This is a genomic window from Ralstonia pickettii, from assembly GCF_030582395.1.
Lineage (GTDB): Bacteria > Pseudomonadota > Gammaproteobacteria > Burkholderiales > Burkholderiaceae > Ralstonia > Ralstonia pickettii_D.
Genome location: NZ_CP104382.1, coordinates 1,382,081 through 1,401,268 on the forward strand (window position 1 = coordinate 1,382,081; position 19,188 = coordinate 1,401,268).

Sequence of the window (19,188 nt, forward strand, 5' to 3'; positions counted from 1 at the left end):
CAGCTTACTGCCCGCGCCCATACGCATCCAGCAGCTTGAGCGTGACGCCGTTCGTCCAGCCGAAACCGTCCTGCAACGGATATTCGCCGCCGCCACCGCCCGTGCCCGTTCCATCGACGATGTATTTCTCGACGAGCTTCTGCTGGCTGGCATAGAGCTGCTCGACGCTGCCGAGAAAGCGCTCGCCGATCGCCTGGGCAAGCGGCTGCCAGCCGTATCGCTGCGCCCCGCGCAACGCAATCCATTGCAGCGGCGCCCAGCCGTTGGGCGCATCCCACTGCTGGCCGGTCTTGAAGGTGGTGGTCGACAAGCCACCCACCTGCAGCAGCGCCCGCTGCGTCCATTGCAACGTCTTCCACGCGCGGTCTGGCCGTGCAGCGCCCACGAACAGGGGATACGCCATCGCGGCAGACTTGTTGTCGCGAATGCGGCCGAGCTGCCAGTCGTAATCGGCGTAGTAGCCGGCGGGGTGCCACAGATAGCGCTCGATGGCGACGGCACGTTTTCCGGCGCGCACAGAGTATTCGACCGTGCATGCAAAATCGCGCGCCGCTGTGCAACCGCGCGCGATCGTCTTCTCCAGCTGGAACATCAGGCTGTTCAAATCCACCGGCACGATCGACGTGGTGCGAATGGTGCCCAGCGTGGCGTTGTCGCCAAACCAGCGCGAGCTGAAATCCCAACCGCTTTCGGCCGCTGCGCGCAGATCGCGCCAGACTTCGTTGGCGGGGCGCGCGGGCGTTTGCTGCGCGGTCGTCACGTCTTGTAGATACGACTCGGGGCGCGGGGTGTCCTGGTCGTCCCAGTAGCGATTGAGCACAGTGCCGTCGCGCATGACGACGACGTTGCTGGCCGCCTGTCCGCCAGGCGTGGTGGCCGCGCCGCGCATCCAGTACGCATACTCCTTGCGCAGTTGCGGCAAGTAGCGCTTGAGCGCCGCGTCGCCCTCCTTCTGCGCAGCCAACTCCACCATTAGTGCAAAGAACGGCGGCTGCGAACGGCTCAGGTAGTACGTGCGATTACCGTTCGGGATGTGGCCGAACTGGTCGATCGCATAGGCGAAGTTGTCGAGCATGTTGTCGACCAGGTCTTCGCGGCCGGCCTCCTGCAGGCCGAGCATGGTGAAGTAGGTATCCCAGTAATAGCCCTCGCGGAAGCGGCCACCGGGCACCACGTAAGGCTTGGGCAAGGGGATGAGCGAGCTGTTGTCCGGCGCGGTGGTCGTTGTGCGCGTAAGCGCCGGCCACAGCCAGTCGATGTGCGCGCGCAAGGACTGCCCCGCTGGCGGTGTCACGGGCGTGTCCACCGGCGGCGCGAAGTACTGGTCGACAAACGCCTTGAGCGAGAAGCCCGGTACGTTCTTCTGCGCTTGATACGCCTGCAGGATGACCGCGGGCGCCGCCTTGGGCACCGCATCGACAAACGTCTTCTGATCCGGATACACCTGCGCGGTCTGCACGGCCACGAACAAGTCGCCGTAGAGCTTGTCGGGCGAGGGCGGCAGCGCGGCACCCACGCCCACATCGGCCAAAGCGGACGACGCCGCCAAACCGAACGCCAGCCATGCAGCCACATTGGCCGCGCGGCGCCGGATCAAAAAGTGAGCCTGTCGATGCATCGTCGTCTCCTGCTTGGTGGACGGAAAGCCAGACCAGAAAAGGAGACGCCGACAGCGTTGTCAAATCGACAGGTTTTGCGCAAAACAGCGGTGTGCCAGAGCGGCAGAAATGGCGCCATATCGGGCGCGGCGGGCAAGCAACTTGCTGAGGCGCGGCGCGGTTTTGCACGCGAGCATGCGTGGCCTATCGTGTAACGGGCACGATCACATTGCGTCGTGCCGGGAAGCCAGCATGCACATCGAACTGAACCACACCATCGTCTGGTGCCGCGACAAGGAGAAGTCCACCCGCTTTCTGCGTGACATCCTCGACCTGCCCGAGCCAATCCCGTTCGGGCAGATGCTGGTCGTGCCTCTATCGAACGGGGTGTCGCTCGATTTTTTTGACAGCGATGCGCCCATCGCCATGCAGCACTATGCCTTTCTCGTCAGCGACACCGAATTCGAGACGGCGTTCGCCCGCATCCAGGCGAAAGGACTGACGTACTGGGCGGACCCCGCCAAGAAGCGGCCAGGCGAAACCTACCAGCACAACGGTGGGCGTGGCGTGTACTTCGACGATCCAGACGGGCACTTTCTGGAGATCATGACGCGGCCGTATGACCTGGGGTCATAGCTCGCTCACCTTGAACCCTGGTGGCAGGCAGCGGAGCAGATCCAATGCCTTGAACGGCGCTACGCCACCGCAACGGCGACGCCCGCATCGGCAACGCAGATGCGATTGCGTCCCTGATGCTTGGCGTCGTACAACGCGCGGTCTGCGCGCGCACTCAGCCGGTCGAACGATTCGCCGGGGTGCCACGCCGCCACGCCACCGCTGATGCTGTAGCTGCAGGACTGCGCTCCGGCCGTGACAACGTGCGCGGCAGCGGCCTTGCGCAAGCGTTCTGCCAGGTGCATCGCGCTGCTACTGTCGGTGTCAGGCAGCAGCAGCGCAAACTCTTCGCCGCCGATGCGCCCGAGCACATCGGTCGGCCGCAGCTGCGCTTGCGCCATCTGCACAAACGCGCGCAACACGGCGTCGCCAGCGGCATGGCCAAGGGTGTCGTTGATGCGCTTGAAGTGGTCCAGATCGAGAATCAGCAATGCCAGCGGCCCGGCGTGACGTTGCACACGGCCGACATGGCGGCGCGCCAGCGCCTCGAAACCCTGGCGCGACAGCGCACCGGTCAGGAAATCACGGTTTGCCGCATCGCGCGCATCGGCCAGCAGGGCATCGTGCACCATCAGCATGGCCGACATCGACAGGATGGGCATGATGGCCGCCGCCACCACGAGCAGCAGCACACTGCCGGCGGTGGCAAACATGCTGGGGCTGGACGCAGCGTCGAGCGTCAGGAAATAGATGCCGCGCACCAGCTGGCAGGCGCCGAACACAAATGCGATGACGGCCGTGACCCGATACGGATAGGTCGGTCGACCGGCCGGCGAATGGCGCAACAGCATCCACACCAGTCCCGTGCAGAAGGCGGCGGAAAACAGCGTGGTCGAAAACACCCGCATGGGAATGCTATCGACGGCGTAGCGCCAGTAGATGACCGCCACCCCCACCGCCGCCACGCCGGCCAGGAGGATTGGCCACTGCGGCCGCCGTCCGAGAAAGCGCGCGCATCCCGCGTAGTAGGCAGCGCCGCCCAGCGCCAACACGACATTCGCCACCACGACCGACAGGCTATCGGGAATGTTCCCGCGCAGCAGGATCAACGGCAGCGCCAGCACCACGGCCAGATTGGCGCCGAACCATTCGGCAATGCCAGGCTTGCCGGCGCGCAACAACGAACCCAGCAGCCCCAGGAGCACAAAGCTCATCAGCGCCGACGTGGCAATGGCGACGCCTGGATCCAGCATGAGCACTCCCGCAAGGTCTTTTGTGGCGGGATTCTACGAAAAGCGGCGCGTGGCGGACATCACCGGGTGGTGGGGCAAGGCGCGCGCAGGGCAGCGTCGGCGTAGCAGAAGTCCTCGTCACGCACTGCGGCGGGGCGTGCTACGCCGGTATTCCAGGCGCGCCGCAAAAGGTCAGCGCTTCGGTCCCAGGTCATCTACGGCATGGCCGCCGACGGGCTGCAGCGCGGCTTCGGCGGCGCCTACCTGAGCGGGCTCGGCGTCGATGGTCAGCAGAAAGCGGCCGCCGATCACGACGTTCTGGAATTTCCGCTCGTAGGTCTCGGCATTTTCGCCGCCCGGCTCGTAATCGCCGCACAGGAAGTTGCCGCGCAAGGCTCCCGCCTCGTCACCCTGGTGCGACAGCGCGACGCGATCCAGCGCGAGTCCGGTATTCAATACGGCTTGGCGGGCTGCTTCTGCAGCCGCATGGTCTGTGAAGATGCGGACGATGGTCGGCATGGTGTTCTCCTCGTGGTGAACCCAAAGTTGACGCATCGGCCGTGCCCAGCGGCGCGCCGGGCCGCCCGCTCAGAACAGCGCCATCTGCCGCATTCCAAACCCGATCGCCTCTTCGACCCGCATGCGCGCGTGCGTGAGCGACCCCTCGATGCCCGAGAGCGTACCGGCCAGCCAGCGGTAAAGCAGCGGCGCCTGACCGCGCGGGCTCAGGTGGATTTCACCGAGCTTCTTGCCGCGCTTGTCGCGGTAATAGTGAGAGCGGTAGCCGCGTTCCCAATGCGTGATCGGGCCGCGCCATCGGCGCAAGCGGCGGGGTTTGGCGGGGGGCGTTTCGGTTGGCGATGCCGACAGTGGTTCCTCCCAGCCGAATGCGGGTTTGGCAAACAGCGGCAAACCTTCCAGATCGGGGTAAAAATCCATCGTCGTATGCTCAGCTAGCCGCGCCGCCGCAGGCTTTGCAGACGAAAACGGCGCGTAGCCCGCATGATACCTGGGTTTGTGGCAGACAGCACGTGCAAATGGCCTAGCGGCGGGCATCGGAACAACGCTGCGCACGCCGCGCACTTCGCGCTTCGGTATGATGGCCGCTCCCCGTCCCGAGACGCGCGGCAATCGACCGCTACCCAGCATGAAGAACGCCTTTAACACGTTGATGACAACCCGGATCGCCTGCACGCTGCTGTTGGCGGCAAGCTGCGTTGCGCAGGCTCACGCCGAGGAGAGCGCCTTCGCGCCGTTGCTCCGGCATCTGGCCGATCGGCTCGTCACCGCAGATCAGGTCGCGCTGAGCAAATGGGACAGCGGCCAGTCGGTCTACGACCCGGCGCGCGAGGCCAAGGTCATCGCCAATGTCTCAGCGGAGGCGCCGGCCTACGGACTGGTCGCACAGGACGTAACCGAGGTCTTTACAGACCAGATCGAGGCGAACAAGGAAGTGCAGTACGCCCTCCTGAACGACTGGCGCAGGGCCGGGGCTGCGCCCACCGCGCAACGGCAGAGCCTGCCGGATGTGATCCGGCCCAAGCTCGACGAACTGCAGAAATCTATCCTGCAAGCCTTGCGCAGTGCGGCCTCGGCGCGCAGTCAAGCCGATTGCCCCGTTCAGGTGGCGAAGGAAATCGGCCATGTCACGCATGAGAAATCGCTCGACACCCTGCATCGCATTGCACTGGATCGTGCAACGGCGCGGCTCTGCACCACCCGCTGATCCTCTGAAGAACCGGGCGGCCACATCGGTCGGACGCGCCGCAAAGCAGAACAAAAAAGCCGGCCTCCAAGACCGGCTATACGAGCAGCGGCGATGGCCCCAGCGCCGCAGCGCCGAGGTTTGCGTCAGCCCAAATCCACAGGCACAAAGATCTTCGTATCGTCGCGCTGCACCAGCAGGGCGACATGCTTGCCGGCACGATCCACCAGGGTGCGCAGCTCCTGCACCGACGACACCGGCGTGCCGTTGAGCGACAGGATCACATCCCCCGGCTGAATGCCGACCTTGGCCGACGGGCCGGTCACATCCATCACCACCAGGCCACCGGGCAAACCGCTCTGACGCCTCTCTTCGGGCTGCAGCGGGCGCACCGCCAGCCCCAGGCGGCCTTGGTCCGGCGCCGCCTTTTCAGTGGATGCCACCTTGGCGTCCTTCGCGGCGCCGATAGTGACCGTCAGCGTGGTGGGCTTGCCCTGGCGGATGATCTGCAGCGGCACGGTCGAGCCCGGCTTGATGTCGGCCACCTGCTCGGGCAGGTCGCCCGACCGATCGATGTGTGCATCGCCAATCTGCAGGATCACGTCGCCGGGTTGCAGACCGGCCTTGGCCGCGGGTCCGCCGTCTTCCACCGAATTGACCAATGCGCCTTCAGGCTTGGGCAGCTTGAAAGAATCGGCCAGCGACTGGTCGACCTCCTGCACCGCAATGCCCAGGCGGCCGCGCGTGACCTTGCCGGTAGAGACAAGCTGCTGCTCCACCTTCATCGCCACGTCGATCGGCACCGCAAACGACAGGCCCTGGTAGCCGCCGGTCTGGCTGTAGATCTGCGAATTGATGCCGATCACCTCGCCGCGCTGGTTGAACAGCGGGCCGCCCGAGTTGCCGGGGTTCACGGCCACATCGGTCTGGATGAAGGGCACATAGGTATCGTCCGGCAGCGAGCGCGACTTGGCGCTCACGATCCCCGCCGTGACGGTGTTCTCGAAACCGTACGGCGAACCGATCGCAAGCACAGGCTCGCCCACCTTGGTGTTGGCGGGGCTGCCGATCTGCACCACGGGCAGGTTCGTGGCCGAGATGCGCAGCACTGCCACGTCGGATTGCTTGTCGACGCCAAGCACCTTGGCCTTGAACTCGCGGCGATCCGTCAGCTTGACGTTGACCTCCTGCGCGCCATCCACCACGTGGGCGTTGGTCAGGATGAGCCCATCGGCGGAGACGATAAAGCCGGAGCCCAGACCGCGCACGATCTGGTCACCGCGTTGTTGCGGCACCTGCGGCATAAAGCGCTTGAAGAATTCGGAGAACGGGTCATCCGGGCTCATGCCCGGCGGCAGGCCCTGCATGCTGGTGCGCTGCGCACGTGCGGTGGTGCTGATGTTGACCACGGCCGGGCCGTAGCGATCGACGATGCCGGAGAAATCCATCGGCGCGGCGACAGCCACCGGAGCCGCCCCGGCCGCGGGCGCGGTCGTTGACGTTGCGGTGGCCACGGGTGCCGCCACCGCGCGCGAAATCATGTCTTTCTGCAGATAGGCATAGCCGCCTGCAACGGCGACCACAGCCGCCAGGCCGGCCGCAGTGCGTGCCAGGGTTTGACGCGTCATTGTCGTGTCCTCTCTTGCTGAGCGCGAGGGTCACGGCTTGCGGAGTCGCCTGCCGTGCCAATCGGTTGAAGGCATCGTAGGCGGCCAGACTTAAACGAGACTTAAAGGTGGGCGGCGCACACGCGCATCACATGAAACGAAATGTTTCTACGTGCTGGCCTTGAATGGAAAGCGCAGCACCACGCGCAAACCGCCGCCTTCGCGAGGTTCCAGTGCCAGGGTGGCGTCATGCGCCTGCGCGATTTCCCGAACGATGGCGAGCCCCAGGCCGCTGCCGCCGGTGGGCGCCTGCGCCGGGCGATAAAAGCGATCGAGCACGCGTTCACGCTCCTCCGCCGGGATGCCAGGGCCGTTGTCTTCGACCACGAGCTGCGCGCCACCGTCTGGCGTATGTGCCGTCGACACATCGACGCGCGCGCCGGCCGGACAGTATTTCAATGCGTTGTCGACAAGGTTGACCAGCAGCACGCGCAGCGCATCGGCATTACCCATCACGGATGCCGGCTGCGACTCCACCGCGATCCCCAGGTCAATGCGCTTTTGCACCGCCGCCGGTGACAGTTCGGCAACCACGTCGGCCGCCACGGCGTCGAGCGCAACCGTTGCGCGCTGCGTATCGGCAGCGCCCGGTTCCTGCCGCGCCAGCGTCAGCAACTGACCAACGAGGCGAATCATGCGCTCCACACCGCGATGCAGATCGGCATGCGCGGCGCGGCGTTCATCTTCGTTCTCGGCACGGTCGGCCACCTGCAACTGCAGCTTGAGCGCAGCCAACGGCGTGCGCAGCGCGTGTGCCGCGTCGGCGACGAACGCGCGCTGGTGTGCCAGTGCGGTGCCGAGTCGCGCCAGCAGATCGTTCAATGCATTCGTCAGCGGGCGGATCTCGTCAGGCAAATCGTGCGTGGGCAACGGCGACAGCGCGGCCGCGTCGCGCGCCTGCACCTGCTTGGCCACGGAACCCAGCGGCGCCAACCCGCGCCCGACCGCCAGCCAGACGATCCAGCCCAGCAGGGGCAAGAGGATCAGCAGCGGCGCCACTGTGCGCAACGCCATGCGCGCCGCCACTTCGTGCCGCGCGCTGTACGGCTGGGCGATCTGCACCACGGCAGGCCCGAAAGCGACGCTGTAGATGCGCCACGGGCCTTCCGGCGTATTAGCGTCGGAAAAGCCCAGCTCGGCCTGGTCCGGCAGATTTGGGCGCGCGTGCGAGAGATACAGGCTGCGGCCGGTGCCGTCCCAGATGCGGATCACGACATCATCGTCACGCGCAATGCCGGCAAGCGCCGGCGGCGGCGGGTCGATCCACTGGCTCGGCAGCGCGGCGGCCACCTGCTGCATCTGGTAGTCGAACAGCGCGTTGGCTTCCTGGCGCGCCTGTGCGTAGATCAGGCCGGTGGCGATGACGATGCCCGCCAGCAGGCCGCCGGCCAGCCACCACAGCAGGGTTTTACGGATCGATTGCATGGGTTATTGGTGCGCGTCGCCGTCGGCAGGTTCCGCAGGCGACGTCGACGCCTCACGCGGAATCACATACCCCACACCGCGGATGTTCTGAATGAAATGGCTGCCGAGCTTTTTGCGCAGCGCGTGGATGTACACCTCGACCGTGTTGCTGCCGACCTCCTCATCCCAGCCGTAGAGGTTGTCCTGCAACTGGGCGATCGACCACACCTTGCCCGGCCGCGCGAGCAACGCATGCAGCACCGCAAACTCGCGGCCCGACAGCTTGACCGGCACCCCTGCGCGCAGCACTTCGCGGGTGACGGGGTTGAGCAGCACTTCGCCGTGGCGCATGAGCGGATCGGCACGGCCGCCCTGTCTGCGCAGCAACGCGTGCATGCGCGCCGCCAGCTCTTGCAGGTCAAATGGCTTGACGAGGTAGTCGTCTGCGCCAGCGTTGAGACCGGCCACGCGGTCGGCCACCGCATCGCGCGCGGTCAGGATCAGGATGGGAATGGCGATGCCGCGCTGACGCACTTCGCGCACCACGTCGAGCCCGTCGCACTTGGGCAAGCCGAGGTCGAGCAGCATGAGGTCGAACAGGGTGCTGCCTGATTCTGCACTGGCAGCGCCAGGCGCCGTGACCGCGTGCACGGCTGCCTCGCCGTCACGCACCCAATCGATGGCGAAACCGTCGTGGCGCAAACCCTTGCGCACGCTGTCGCCGATCATGTCGTCGTCTTCTACGAGCAGTACGCGCATGGACGCATCAAAAATAAGCCGGGGAAGGCTCATTGTAGAACTGCTGCGCGGGCGGCTCACACTTTGTGCAGAGCCGCCCGCAAACTCACCTCCGCATCAGAAGCCGCCCGATTTGATCAACTGATTCAGGGCGCCAATGTTCAGGCTGCCCCAACCCGTTGGATAGTCCCAACCCTTGGCGGCGTTGTAACCGTAGCCCTGGTAGCCGTTGTTGCCCGAGACCACGTCATAGCGCAGCAGCGACGCGTTGGCTGGAATGGCGCTGTACAGGCGCGCAGCAGGAAAGCCCAGGTTGCCGTTCGCCGCCAGCAACCGTGCCCAGAAGCCGACAAAGATGGGCGATGCCAGGCTCGTGCCGCCAATCTGCTGCAGTTGCCCGTAGTTGTAGATGTAGGCACCCGTGCTTTGCGCCGCGTCGAACGACACATCGGGCAACAGCCGCGCATTCCCGCCCTGCCAGCTCGGTGCCGGCAGAATCTGGCTGATGCCGCCGCCCGTGGCCCACAGCTTGCCGTTGCCGTCGAGGCCTTCGTTCCACACGGTCTCGCTGGCGAAGCTCGATCCGCTGGTGTACAGCGTGGTGCCACCAATGGCCAGCACGTGGGGCGACGATGCCGGCCACGACACGCTGTAGTTGGCGCCGTCCGGATAGCCGCGGTTGTTGCACTCGTAGACGCCCTCGTCGCCGGAAGACACGGAGAACGTCTGCCCCTGCGCGGCGGCGGTGGTGAAGATGGCCTCCTCCGCATCGAGCGTGCCGTCGGCGCTGGCGTCGTTCTCGCACCAGCCGAGCGACACGTTGATGATCTTGGCGGTGTTGTCGGTCACGGCCTTGTTGAAGGCCTTGGTCAGGCCCGTGTTGCCTGGCGCGTTGAGGTCGGCCATGTAGAAAGCCAGCTTGCCGACCGCACCGCCGGCCGCCCCCACGATGGACTGGCTGTCGAGGTTCCACTCGCCCTGGCCCTCCTGGTCGTCGGTGTAGTTGCCGCTGGTGCCGTTGGTCTTGATCGTGGTGGTGGACACCGCGGCGTAGCCGTTGTTGCTCGTGAACGTGCGCAGGTCACGCAGCGTTTGCGATACACCGCCGATGGTGATGATGCCCACGGTGGTGCCTGCCGCCGTCGGCACGCCGGTCGCGCCGTACAGCGCCGGGAATTCCTTCGGGTAGTGGCCCGTGGCGGTACCGGCCGCCAGCGTGCGCGCTTCCGCCACATCGCCCACACGCAGCAGCGGACGCGCACGCGCCACGTTCTGCAGCCCCAGCACCGATCCGACGATGCCGCCCAGCGCGCGGGGCACCTGCGCCTTGCCGCTGTTCGCAAACCCGCTGCGGCCGGCCAGCTGGTAGTGCACCAGCGGCGTGTTGAACGCCGCCTTGACCGTGCCGGCCGTGCCGCGCGCAGATACCAGCAGCCGGTTGGGCGCAACGTCAATATCGATAAAACCGTTCTGGCGCAGATAGCGCACCACAGCGTCTACCTGCGCCTGCGTGGGCGCGTGGTCGGCCAGGAACTGCTCGCTGGTCAGGTACTTCCGGTAGTGCGGGCTGCGCGGGTCATTCACGTCGTGCGCGAGCGCCTTCAGCGTGGCCTCGTTGCGTAGCTTGAGGCTGATCAGTACATCGGCAGTCTGGCCGGGAGCGACCTCGTTGGTGGCACCGCGTGCCAGGAGTTGCGGGCCCGTCACGAAAGCCTTGGTGTGGGTGTCGACCCAATCGGTGGCGGCATGCAGCGGCCCGGCCGCAAGCACCAGGGGCCATGCATACGCCAGATGACGGCACAGGGTTGAGAAGCGCTGCACGGGGAGATCAGTACGGAGCATCGGATGTCCTTTTGAGGAGTACGACGTTGCAGAACCACGCCGCTTGTGACGACGTGGGCGTCGTTCACCGTAGCCAAGGCGCCCGCCTCCCAACAGTGCAAAAACAGTCAGTTGCACTTGGGGCGCGCTGCATCTAACAACCCCTCGCAGGGCGGTTGCGCGCGGCTGCGCTTGCCTTTATCGTGATGCGGTCCGCCATTCGAACCCGCGCGCAGATGAGCGCCCAGCAAGCCACTTCCTCCGCCACCCCAGATTCATCGACCGACCTGCGCGAGCGCATTCGCGCGGCGCGCCCGTCGCTCTCTCCGGCCGAACGCCAGGTGGCTGACTGGGTACTGCGCCAGCCCGGTACTGTGCTCAGCCTGCCGGTGGCCGCCATCGCGCGCGAAGCCGGTGTGAGCCAGCCGACCGTGATCCGCTTCTGCCGCTCGATGGGCTGCCATGGCCTGTCGGATTTCAAGCTGCGGCTGGCGCAGGGCAATGCGGCCCGTGACGCCGCGCCGGCACGCGACGCGTCTCCCTCGGGCACACGCGTCCTGCAGGACGCCATCGATTCACTCAACACGCTGCAGGACCGCTTCGACCCGCGCACACTCGATGCAGCGGTGGCGCTGGTCGACAGCGCGCACCGCATCGACCTGTACGGCTTCGGCAGCTCCGGCGTCGTAGCGCTCGACGCGCAGACGAAGTTCTTCCGCTACGGCATCCCCGCGAATGCCTATAGCGATCCGTATCTGGTGTCGATGTCGTTGAACGTGCTGCAGGCAGGGGACGTGGTGATCGCCATTTCCAAATCGGGCGCATTGCCCGAACTGCAGACGGCGGTGGAACGCGTGCGCGAATTGGGGGTGCGCGTAATTGCCGTCACGGCGCCGGGCAGCCCGCTCGCGGCACTCGCCGATGTCGTGCTGCCCGCAGGCGTGGACGATGCCGTGACTGACCGCTCGATGGTCGCGCGCCTGTTGCACCTGGCGCTGCTCGATGCGCTGGTACTGGAAGTGGCACTACGCAAGGGCAGCGCCCTCCAGCACGCCGACCAGCCTGAATAACGCCAACGCGGCGTCAGTGTCCCTGGGCCACTGCGTGATCCATGGCAGCGCAGAGGCCGATCAGCCCCGGGTACGGTGAATGAATCACGTACACGGGCATCGACGCCACATAGGCCGAGAAGCGCCCCTTGTCTTCAAAGCGCCGCCGGAACGGTGAGTTGGCAAACGCCGGCCCCAGACGCGGGACAATGCCGCCGCCGATGTACACGCCGCCGCGCGCGCCCAGCGTGACCGCCAGATTGGCCGCGATGGTGCCGAGAAACGCGCAGAACGTATCGACGGCATAACGGCAGCGCGCGTGGTCGCCGGCAGCGTCTTCCATCTCGCCCAATGCGATGGCGGTGATGTCGGCGGCGCGGCGCAAGGTGGGACCTTGCTGCCAGAGGTCAAAGCACGCACCCAGCGCCTCGTAGATCAGCTCCAGGCCCATGCCGGAAATCAGCCGCTCAGCCGACACATGGCCGAAGCGTTCGCGTGCGAAGCGCCAGATGACGGCCTCCTCGTCGTTCATCGGCGGGAAGGCGACATGACCGCCCTCGCCGGCCACGGCGATGTAGCGGCCCTCCGGCGTCGGCAGCAGCGACGCAACGCCCAAGCCCGTGCCGGCGCCGAGCAGCGCGCGCGGTGCATCGGCCAAGCTGGCACCGCCTCCCACCTGTTCCAGCTCGTCGGCGGGCAGATACGGCAATGCGTGCGCCAGCGCCGCGAAGTCGTTGAGCACAACAAACGTATCGAAGCCCAGCGACTGGCGCATCGCCTCGATCGAGAAGGCCCAGTCGCGATTGGTCATGCGGATCTGGTCGCCCAGCACCGGATTGGCGATGCCGATGGCCGCATGGCGCACGCCCGCGGTGGCAATCTCCGGCGGCAGCGATGCCAGGTAGGCGCGCATGGCTGCTTCGAGCGACGGGTAGTCGTCGCCGGCCAGCACGCCGATGTGCGCCAGGCGCATGGGCGCCATTTCCAGCGCAAAGCGGACGTTGGTGCCGCCCACATCGGCGACCAGCCGCGGGTAGGCCAGCGTGTCAGCCACGCTGCCCGCGTTCACCTCATGCAGTCCAATAGACATCGAGCGGCACCTCACGCTGATGAATGACGTAGCTCACCGGCAGCGCACGCTGTGCCCCGCCTCGCGCGGCCTTGTCGAACACACCGCGCTTGACCTGCCCCGAGATCGACAGGAACAACCGGCGCGCCGCACACAGCGCAGACAGATTCAGGCTGATACGCCGATGCGGCGCAGCGCCGGGGCGCACCGGCAGATACGCCGGCGCCCGCGTGCGATCGATGCCTTCGCCCAATTCAGGTGCGTCGGGAAACAACGAGGCGGTATGCCCGTCATCGCCCATACCGAGAATCACGACGTCGGGTTGCTGAAACGGCTCATTCGCGGTCGCCACGCAGGCATCCACGTCAACCGATTCGCCATGCACGTGCGGTGACAACACCAGCGGAAAGAAGCGCGCCGCCGCCGCGGCATCCTGCAGCAAATGCTCGCGGATGAGCCGGGCGTTGCTGTCGGCATGCTCGGGCGGCACGGCACGCTCGTCGACCAGCGTGATCGACACGTCGGCCCAGCGCAGCGGCAGCACGCGCAGCGCGGCAAACAGTGCAATGGGCGAGCGCCCGCCCGATACAGCCAGGCAGGCACTGCCCTGCGCCTCGATCACATGCGTGAGCGTGTTCGCAATGGACGCTGCCAACGCTTGCACCTGCGCGGCGGCCTCCGGAACTGCGTGCCAGCGCATCGCCATTACATCTCCTCGTGCCACGCGGCGTTGTCGCGCGAGAGCAGCGCGCTCGATGCCGCAGGGCCCCAGCTGCCCGCGGTGTAGCCCTTGGGCGGAATGCGTGCTTCGTTCCACGCTTCAATGATCGGCTCGACCCAGCGCCAGGCTTCGGCCTGCTCATCGCGCCGCACGAACAGACCGAGCTTGCCGTTGACAGCGTCCATCAGCAGACGCTCATACGCGCCGGCATGGCGCACGCCGCCGTGGTCGGTAAAGTCCAGGTCCAGCGTGGACGGCTGCAAGCCCAGCGCAGCGCCCGGTGTCTTCGTCAGGAATTGCAGGCGGATGCTCTCTTCCGGCTGCAGGCGAATGACAAGACGGTTTTCCGGAAACTGGATCAGCGGTTTTGGAAACAGCGCGTGCGGCACGTCATGAAAGCGCACCACGATCTCCGCCAGCCGTTGCGGCATGCGCTTGCCGGTGCGCAGGTAGAACGGCACGCCGGCCCAGCGCCAGTTGGCAATCTCGGCCTTGATGGCGACGAAGGTTTCGGTGCGGCTGTCGGGCGGAATGCCCTGCTCATGCAGATAGCCTTGCACCGGCTGCCCCGCGATGGCGCCTTCCTGGTACTGGCCGCGCACGGTCTTCTCAGGCACCTCTTGCAGCGGAATCGGCTTGAGCGCTTTCAAGATCTTCAGCTTCTCGTCGCGGATGGCATCTTGCGACAGGCTAGAAGGGGGCTCCATGGCGACGATACACAGTAGTTGCAACAGATGGTTCTGCACCATGTCGCGCAGCGCGCCGACACCGTCGTAGAAATCGCCGCGCTTTTCCACGCCAAGCTGCTCGGCAATCGTGATCTGCACATCCTTGATCCATTCGCGGCGCCACAGCGGCTCGAACAGCGCGTTGCCAAAGCGGATCGCCATCAGGTTCTGGACGGACTCTTTCCCGAGGTAGTGGTCGATCCGGTAGATCTGGTCTTCGGCAAAGAACTGCGCCACGGCGGAATTGATGCGCTCGTTCGACGCAAGATCGGTGCCCAGCGGCTTTTCCAGCACCAGCCGCACATTCGGCGTATTCAGCCCGACACGGGCGAGCTGCTTGCAGATATCGATGAAGAAGCCCGGCGCCGTGGCCAGGTAGCAGACCGTGACCGGCGCGCGGTCCTCGCCCAGCGCGGCGGCCAGCGCGTCGAACTGCTCGGGTTTGCGGGCGTCCACCTGCTGATAGACGATGCGCTCGGCAAACGAGGCCCAGGCGTCGTCGGAGACGGGCGCGCCGGAATACAGGCGCATGGTCGGGCGCGTTTCGCGCTCCAGCAGGGCCAGGTAGCCGGCAGTCTCCAGCGGCTGCGTGCCGATGGCGAAGATCCGCCCGCGGGAGTGGAGTTCGCCACCCTGATGCGCATCGAACAAGGCCGGAATCAGTTTGCGGCGGGCAAGATCGCCCGTACCGCCGAACAACACCATGTCGAATGCGGGCACCGACATCGTCATCTCCTGTGTGTGAGCCATCGATTAGGCTAGCCTAGCTGACTAGCAAGGCAACTGTTCTAGGCTCATTCTGTAGTATTACTACATCGTGAGCAAGACGTTCGCGAAACTGCCCGGGCAAGCGTTTCCGACCGGACTTTTCCCACGGGTCAAGGCCTCACGCGCGCCTTGTGGCACGCAATTCGCGTGCTTGGCCGTGTTATCTGCACGTCATTGGATTCGGTACCTGTGGAAAACCCTGCACCAAATCCGGCCCATTTGTAGGAAAATTACAGCATTCTGTCCTGCCCGGACCTACCCCCAGGAGAACCCGCATGGCCCTGCACCGCACTCTGGCCGCCGTCACCCAACGCATCATCGACCGCAGCCGCGGCCCCCGCCAGGCCTATCTGGATGTCACCCGCAAGAATGCCGGCCGCAAGGTCGAGCGTACGCTGCTCTCGTGTACGAACCTCGCGCACGGCTTTGCGGCCATGCCGGGCGAAGCGAAGATCCGCCTGAAAGCGCTGGAGCGGCCGAACCTCGGCATTGTCTCAGCGTACAACGACATGCTGTCGGCACATCAGCCGCTGGAGGCGTTTCCGGCGTGGCTCAAGCAGGCGGCGCTGGACGCCGGCGGCACCGCGCAGTTTGCCGGCGGCGTGCCCGCCATGTGCGATGGCGTGACGCAGGGCCAGGACGGGATGGAGCTGTCGCTGTTCTCGCGCGACACGATTGCCCTGTCGACGGCCGTGGCGCTGTCGCACCAGATGTTCGACGCGGCGCTGTACCTGGGCGTGTGCGACAAGATCGTGCCGGGGCTGGTGATCGGCGCGCTGTCGTTCGGCCACCTGCCGGCCGTGTTCGTGCCGGCCGGCCCCATGACGACCGGCATCAGCAACGATGAAAAAGCGCGCACGCGCCAGTTGTACGCCGAAGGCAAGCTCTCGCGCGCCGATCTGCTCGAAGCCGAATCCAAGTCGTACCACGGCCCGGGCACGTGCACGTTCTACGGCACGGCCAACTCCAACCAGATGCTGATGGAGGTGATGGGCCTGCACCTGCCGGGCACCGCCTTCATCAACCCGAATACACCGCTGCGCGAGGCGCTCACGCGTGAGTCAGCGCGCCAGGCGCTCAAGCTCGTCTTCAGCGGCGACCAATACACCCCCATTGCCGACGTGCTCGATGAGCGCGCCTTCGTCAACGGCATCGTCGGCCTGCTGGCCACGGGCGGCTCGACGAACCACACGTTGCACCTCGTGGCGATGGCGCGTGCGGCCGGCATCCTCCTCACGTGGGACGACTTCAACGATCTGTCGGGCGTGATTCCGCTGCTGGCGCGTGTCTACCCGAACGGCAAGGCCGACGTGAACGAATTCCAGGCCGCAGGCGGTCTGTCCATCGTGATTCGCGAACTGCTCGACGCCGGCCTGCTGCATGACGACGTGACGACCATCATGGGCAGGGGCCTGCGCCGCCATGCGCAAGAGCCCTTCCTGGAAGGCGACAAGCTGGTGTGGCGCGATGGCGCCGCTGCCTCGCTCGATACCAACATCGTGCGCGGCGTGGCCGAGCCGTTCTCGCCGGACGGCGGCCTGCGGGTGCTCGACGGCAACATCGGGCGCTCGGTGATCAAGGTGTCGGCGGTCAAGCCGGAACATCGTTTTGTGGAAGCGCCGGCACGCGTCTTCCTCGCGCAGGACGATCTGATCAACGCGTTCAAGGCCGGTGAACTGGAGCGCGATTTCGTTGCCGTGCTGCCGTATCAGGGCCCGGCCGCCAACGGCATGCCCGAACTGCACAAGCTCACGCCGACGCTGTCGGTGCTGCAGGAGCGCGGTTTCAAGGTCGGGCTGGTGACGGACGGCCGCATGTCGGGCGCCTCAGGCAAGGTGCCGGCCGCCATTCACATCACGCCGGAAGCGCTCAACGGCGGGCCGCTGGCGCGCGTGCGCGATGGCGACATCGTCGTGCTGGATGCGGAAGCAGGCACGCTGCAAGTGCGCGTGCCGGAGGCGGAGTGGAATGCCCGCCAGGTCACCGCGCCGGATCTATCGCATTACCACGCAGGCGTTGGGCGGGACTTGTTCTCGGGTTTCCGCCGCAATGTGTCGCCAGCGGAAGAAGGCGCCTGCACGTTGTTCGTTTCGGCCGGCGCATAAGCCAGGATGCTGCAGCCGGCCCAGGGCCAGTGCCTCGGCCGGCTGGGTTTACAGCATGGATTTGTCGATCGAGATGCCCAGCTCACCGGCCATCTGTTCGACAAGCGTTTGAAGCCTTGCCACCTTGTCGGCCAACTGCTTCTGCTCCGCTTTCAGCGCTTCGAACTCCGACGGTGCAATGGACTCGTCAACGGCGCCGCCGTGGCGGATGTCAGCTTGCGCAACTTCACCGCAGAGCAAGTGCATCCAGCGGCTTTCACGCTCGCCCGGCATGCGCGGCAGCTTCACGACATAGGGCGGATCGTGCTCTGCCAGTTCGTCCAGAAACGCTTCAACGGATGAAATATCGGCAAAGGCGTGGAACCGCGCCGCGTTCAGTCGCAGCTCGGCCGCCGTCTGCGGGCCGCGCAGCAACAGCACCGTGAGCAACGCGATGGACTGGCTCGGCACACCCAGCACGCGGTTCATGTTGTGCTCGAAGCGCGGCACACGGCTGCTGCTGCCTTCCATGACCAGGCTCAACGTTTTCAGCCCGTCGATGGCCGTAAGGATTTCGGCTTCGGTGACGGACATGACCGGTGCACGTGCGGTTTTCTGATTGCAGCCGGCCGCCAGCGCGTTGAGCGTGAGCGGATAAGTGTCGGGCACCGTGTGCTGCTTTTCGACCAGGACGCCGAGAACACGTCCTTCAAGCGCGGTCAGGGTACGGATGGCGCGACGCTGCACGGCGTCGGAATTGATATTCATGGCGGGACGGCGACGGATACGCTTGGGTTGGGGCAAATTCGAACGCCAACATCATATCCGGCGCACGCAGGCAGGCGGCCCTGCCTGCGCAACAACAATCGAAACTCAGCCCTTGGCCGCACCGCGCACCAGCAGCACCGGCGTGGTCGCCTGGCGGATGAACTTTTCGGCCACGCTGCCCAACATCGCATGTGCCAGCCCACGGCGACCGTGCGTGCCGAGCACGACCACATCGGCGCCGCTTCGCACGGCTTCGGCCTGCAGGGCGCCCGCCACATCCTCGCCCACGTGCTGGGTTTCAACCAGCACGGTCTCCTGCTGCAGGCCGGCGGAGGTAAGCGTCGCGGCGGTGTCGGCGAGCAACGCCGTGCCGGCTTCGATGAACGACTTGCGCAGCTCCGTCGGGTCGTAATAGCCGACGTCGAACAACATGGCCGGGCTGTCGACGATATAAACCGCGCGGATGGTGCTCTGGAATGCCTTGGCCAGGCGCACGGCCTCGGCCAGGGCCAGCTTGCTGGTTTCGCTGCCATCAACGGCGACCAGAATCTTCTTGTACATGGTTCAAGCCTCGCAGGAGAGTGGTTGTCGGAATACTGTGCTGACGGTGTTGGGGCGGCGCCTGGGCCACCCACACGCTATTCTGTGACATCGACCACCCATTTGCGTTGCGCCAAATCAGATGGCCGCGACCATGCGACGCAATAATGCACCGCCATCCGCCCGCCCCCACACCTGAATTGATTGCCGCATACCGCGGCGCCCGCTATCGCGTCAGCGCGCCGCAAGGCGATGTGCTGCTGCGCGTCGACGCCATCAACCCATGCGTGGCGGCATTGCTCGCCCAGGCCCATGCGCCGTGGGCCGTGTTCGTAACGGCGCATCAGCCGTTTTCGCGCGCGGTGTCAGCGGAAGAAAACGCCGCACGGCAAGCCGAGCTGCTTGCCTGGGCCATCGCACGCGGCCTGCAATGGCTGACTGGAGAAGGCGGCCCGCCCGAAGATGCCCCCGCGCACACATGGTCAGCCGAGCCGAGCCTGCTCCTGTTCATCGAAGACCCGGCCATCGCCGATACGCTCATGCTCACGTTCGACCAGAACGCGGTGGTGCTGTGCGATGCGCATGGTTTTTGTACCTTGCGTTGGCACCCGTATCTGCCAGACTGATTCTGCACAGGGCACTTGGCGCACAGCGCTTTGCAGTACTGCAAGTGGCGCTTCC

General features: G+C 65.8%; 18 protein-coding genes. 5 read left to right on the top strand and 13 right to left on the bottom strand.

Going from position 1 to position 19,188, the window contains the following annotated elements; all coding sequences use genetic code 11:
• Positions 1-4: 4 nt before the first annotated feature.
• Positions 5-1,618, bottom strand: coding sequence for an alpha,alpha-trehalase TreA (gene treA / locus N5B55_RS22940; RefSeq protein WP_304540224.1), 1,614 nt, complete (start codon positions 1,616-1,618; stop codon positions 5-7).
• 232 nt (positions 1,619-1,850) lie between these two features.
• Between treA and N5B55_RS22945 the strand changes: the two genes are divergently transcribed.
• Complete coding sequence (locus N5B55_RS22945; protein WP_304540227.1) at positions 1,851-2,234, top strand: VOC family protein; 384 nt, start codon at positions 1,851-1,853, stop codon at positions 2,232-2,234.
• A 59-nt stretch (positions 2,235-2,293) separates the two neighbouring features.
• Here the strand turns inward: N5B55_RS22945 and N5B55_RS22950 are convergent, their stop codons facing one another.
• The 3 genes from N5B55_RS22950 to N5B55_RS22960 form a co-directional block, all read right to left on the bottom strand.
• Positions 2,294-3,466, bottom strand: a complete 1,173-nt coding sequence (locus N5B55_RS22950) for a GGDEF domain-containing protein (RefSeq protein WP_304540229.1) — start codon at positions 3,464-3,466, stop codon at positions 2,294-2,296.
• 171 nt (positions 3,467-3,637) lie between these two features.
• Positions 3,638-3,964: a hypothetical protein gene (locus N5B55_RS22955; RefSeq protein ID WP_065858542.1), complete on the bottom strand. Its 327-nt coding sequence runs from the start codon at positions 3,962-3,964 to the stop codon at positions 3,638-3,640.
• A 69-nt stretch (positions 3,965-4,033) separates the two neighbouring features.
• The gene (locus tag N5B55_RS22960; RefSeq protein WP_065858544.1) at positions 4,034-4,384 is read right to left on the bottom strand and encodes a hypothetical protein; all 351 of its coding nucleotides are present in this window, start codon (positions 4,382-4,384) and stop codon (positions 4,034-4,036) included.
• A gap of 160 nt (positions 4,385-4,544) precedes the next feature.
• On the opposite strand from N5B55_RS22960, the gene N5B55_RS22965 reads away from it, so the two are divergent.
• Positions 4,545-5,171, top strand: coding sequence for a chorismate mutase (locus N5B55_RS22965; protein ID WP_304541800.1), 627 nt, complete (start codon positions 4,545-4,547; stop codon positions 5,169-5,171).
• A 125-nt stretch (positions 5,172-5,296) separates the two neighbouring features.
• On the opposite strand, the gene N5B55_RS22970 is transcribed toward N5B55_RS22965, so the two are convergent.
• The 4 genes from N5B55_RS22970 to N5B55_RS22985 all read right to left on the bottom strand — a co-directional run bounded on the left by N5B55_RS22970 (position 5,297) and on the right by N5B55_RS22985 (position 10,801).
• Entirely contained in the window at positions 5,297-6,778 is a 1,482-nt protein-coding gene (locus tag N5B55_RS22970) for a DegQ family serine endoprotease (protein ID WP_304540233.1), read from the bottom strand.
• 147 nt (positions 6,779-6,925) lie between these two features.
• The gene (locus N5B55_RS22975; protein WP_304540235.1) at positions 6,926-8,242 is read right to left on the bottom strand and encodes a sensor histidine kinase; all 1,317 of its coding nucleotides are present in this window, start codon (positions 8,240-8,242) and stop codon (positions 6,926-6,928) included.
• A 3-nt stretch (positions 8,243-8,245) separates the two neighbouring features.
• Entirely contained in the window at positions 8,246-8,980 is a 735-nt protein-coding gene (locus N5B55_RS22980) for a response regulator transcription factor (RefSeq protein WP_304540237.1), read from the bottom strand.
• A gap of 96 nt (positions 8,981-9,076) precedes the next feature.
• The gene (locus N5B55_RS22985) at positions 9,077-10,801 is read right to left on the bottom strand and encodes a S53 family peptidase (protein ID WP_304540239.1); all 1,725 of its coding nucleotides are present in this window, start codon (positions 10,799-10,801) and stop codon (positions 9,077-9,079) included.
• A gap of 215 nt (positions 10,802-11,016) precedes the next feature.
• On the opposite strand from N5B55_RS22985, the gene N5B55_RS22990 reads away from it, so the two are divergent.
• The gene (locus N5B55_RS22990; RefSeq protein WP_304540241.1) at positions 11,017-11,850 is read left to right on the top strand and encodes a MurR/RpiR family transcriptional regulator; all 834 of its coding nucleotides are present in this window, start codon (positions 11,017-11,019) and stop codon (positions 11,848-11,850) included.
• A gap of 13 nt (positions 11,851-11,863) precedes the next feature.
• On the opposite strand, the gene N5B55_RS22995 is transcribed toward N5B55_RS22990, so the two are convergent.
• From N5B55_RS22995 to zwf, 3 genes are read right to left on the bottom strand one after another with little or no spacing between them, the layout of a single operon-like run.
• The gene (locus tag N5B55_RS22995) at positions 11,864-12,919 is read right to left on the bottom strand and encodes a glucokinase (RefSeq protein WP_065858554.1); all 1,056 of its coding nucleotides are present in this window, start codon (positions 12,917-12,919) and stop codon (positions 11,864-11,866) included.
• Positions 12,900-13,604 carry a 6-phosphogluconolactonase gene (gene pgl, locus N5B55_RS23000; RefSeq protein WP_103518685.1) on the bottom strand — a complete coding sequence of 235 codons (705 nt, stop codon included), beginning with the start codon at positions 13,602-13,604 and terminating at the stop codon, positions 12,900-12,902. The genes N5B55_RS22995 and pgl overlap by 20 nt, the downstream gene beginning before the upstream one ends.
• Positions 13,604-15,073: a glucose-6-phosphate dehydrogenase gene (zwf, locus tag N5B55_RS23005; protein ID WP_065858556.1), complete on the bottom strand. Its 1,470-nt coding sequence runs from the start codon at positions 15,071-15,073 to the stop codon at positions 13,604-13,606. The genes pgl and zwf overlap by 1 nt, the downstream gene beginning before the upstream one ends.
• A 317-nt stretch (positions 15,074-15,390) precedes the next feature.
• Here zwf and edd point away from each other — a divergent pair, with 317 nt between their 5' ends.
• A complete protein-coding gene (gene edd / locus N5B55_RS23010; protein WP_304540246.1) occupies positions 15,391-17,220 on the top strand; it encodes a phosphogluconate dehydratase in 1,830 nt (609 codons plus the stop codon).
• 48 nt (positions 17,221-17,268) lie between these two features.
• On the opposite strand, the gene N5B55_RS23015 is transcribed toward edd, so the two are convergent.
• Together N5B55_RS23015 and N5B55_RS23020 are read right to left on the bottom strand one after the other, a co-directional pair.
• Positions 17,269-17,967 (bottom strand): YceH family protein, encoded by a 699-nt coding sequence (locus N5B55_RS23015; protein WP_304540248.1) that lies wholly within the window; start codon positions 17,965-17,967, stop codon positions 17,269-17,271.
• A 105-nt stretch (positions 17,968-18,072) separates the two neighbouring features.
• A complete protein-coding gene (locus tag N5B55_RS23020) occupies positions 18,073-18,528 on the bottom strand; it encodes a universal stress protein (protein ID WP_065858439.1) in 456 nt (151 codons plus the stop codon).
• A gap of 146 nt (positions 18,529-18,674) precedes the next feature.
• On the opposite strand from N5B55_RS23020, the gene N5B55_RS23025 reads away from it, so the two are divergent.
• Positions 18,675-19,133, top strand: coding sequence for a DUF3293 domain-containing protein (locus N5B55_RS23025; protein WP_065858441.1), 459 nt, complete (start codon positions 18,675-18,677; stop codon positions 19,131-19,133).
• The last annotated feature ends 55 nt before the right edge of the window (positions 19,134-19,188 follow it).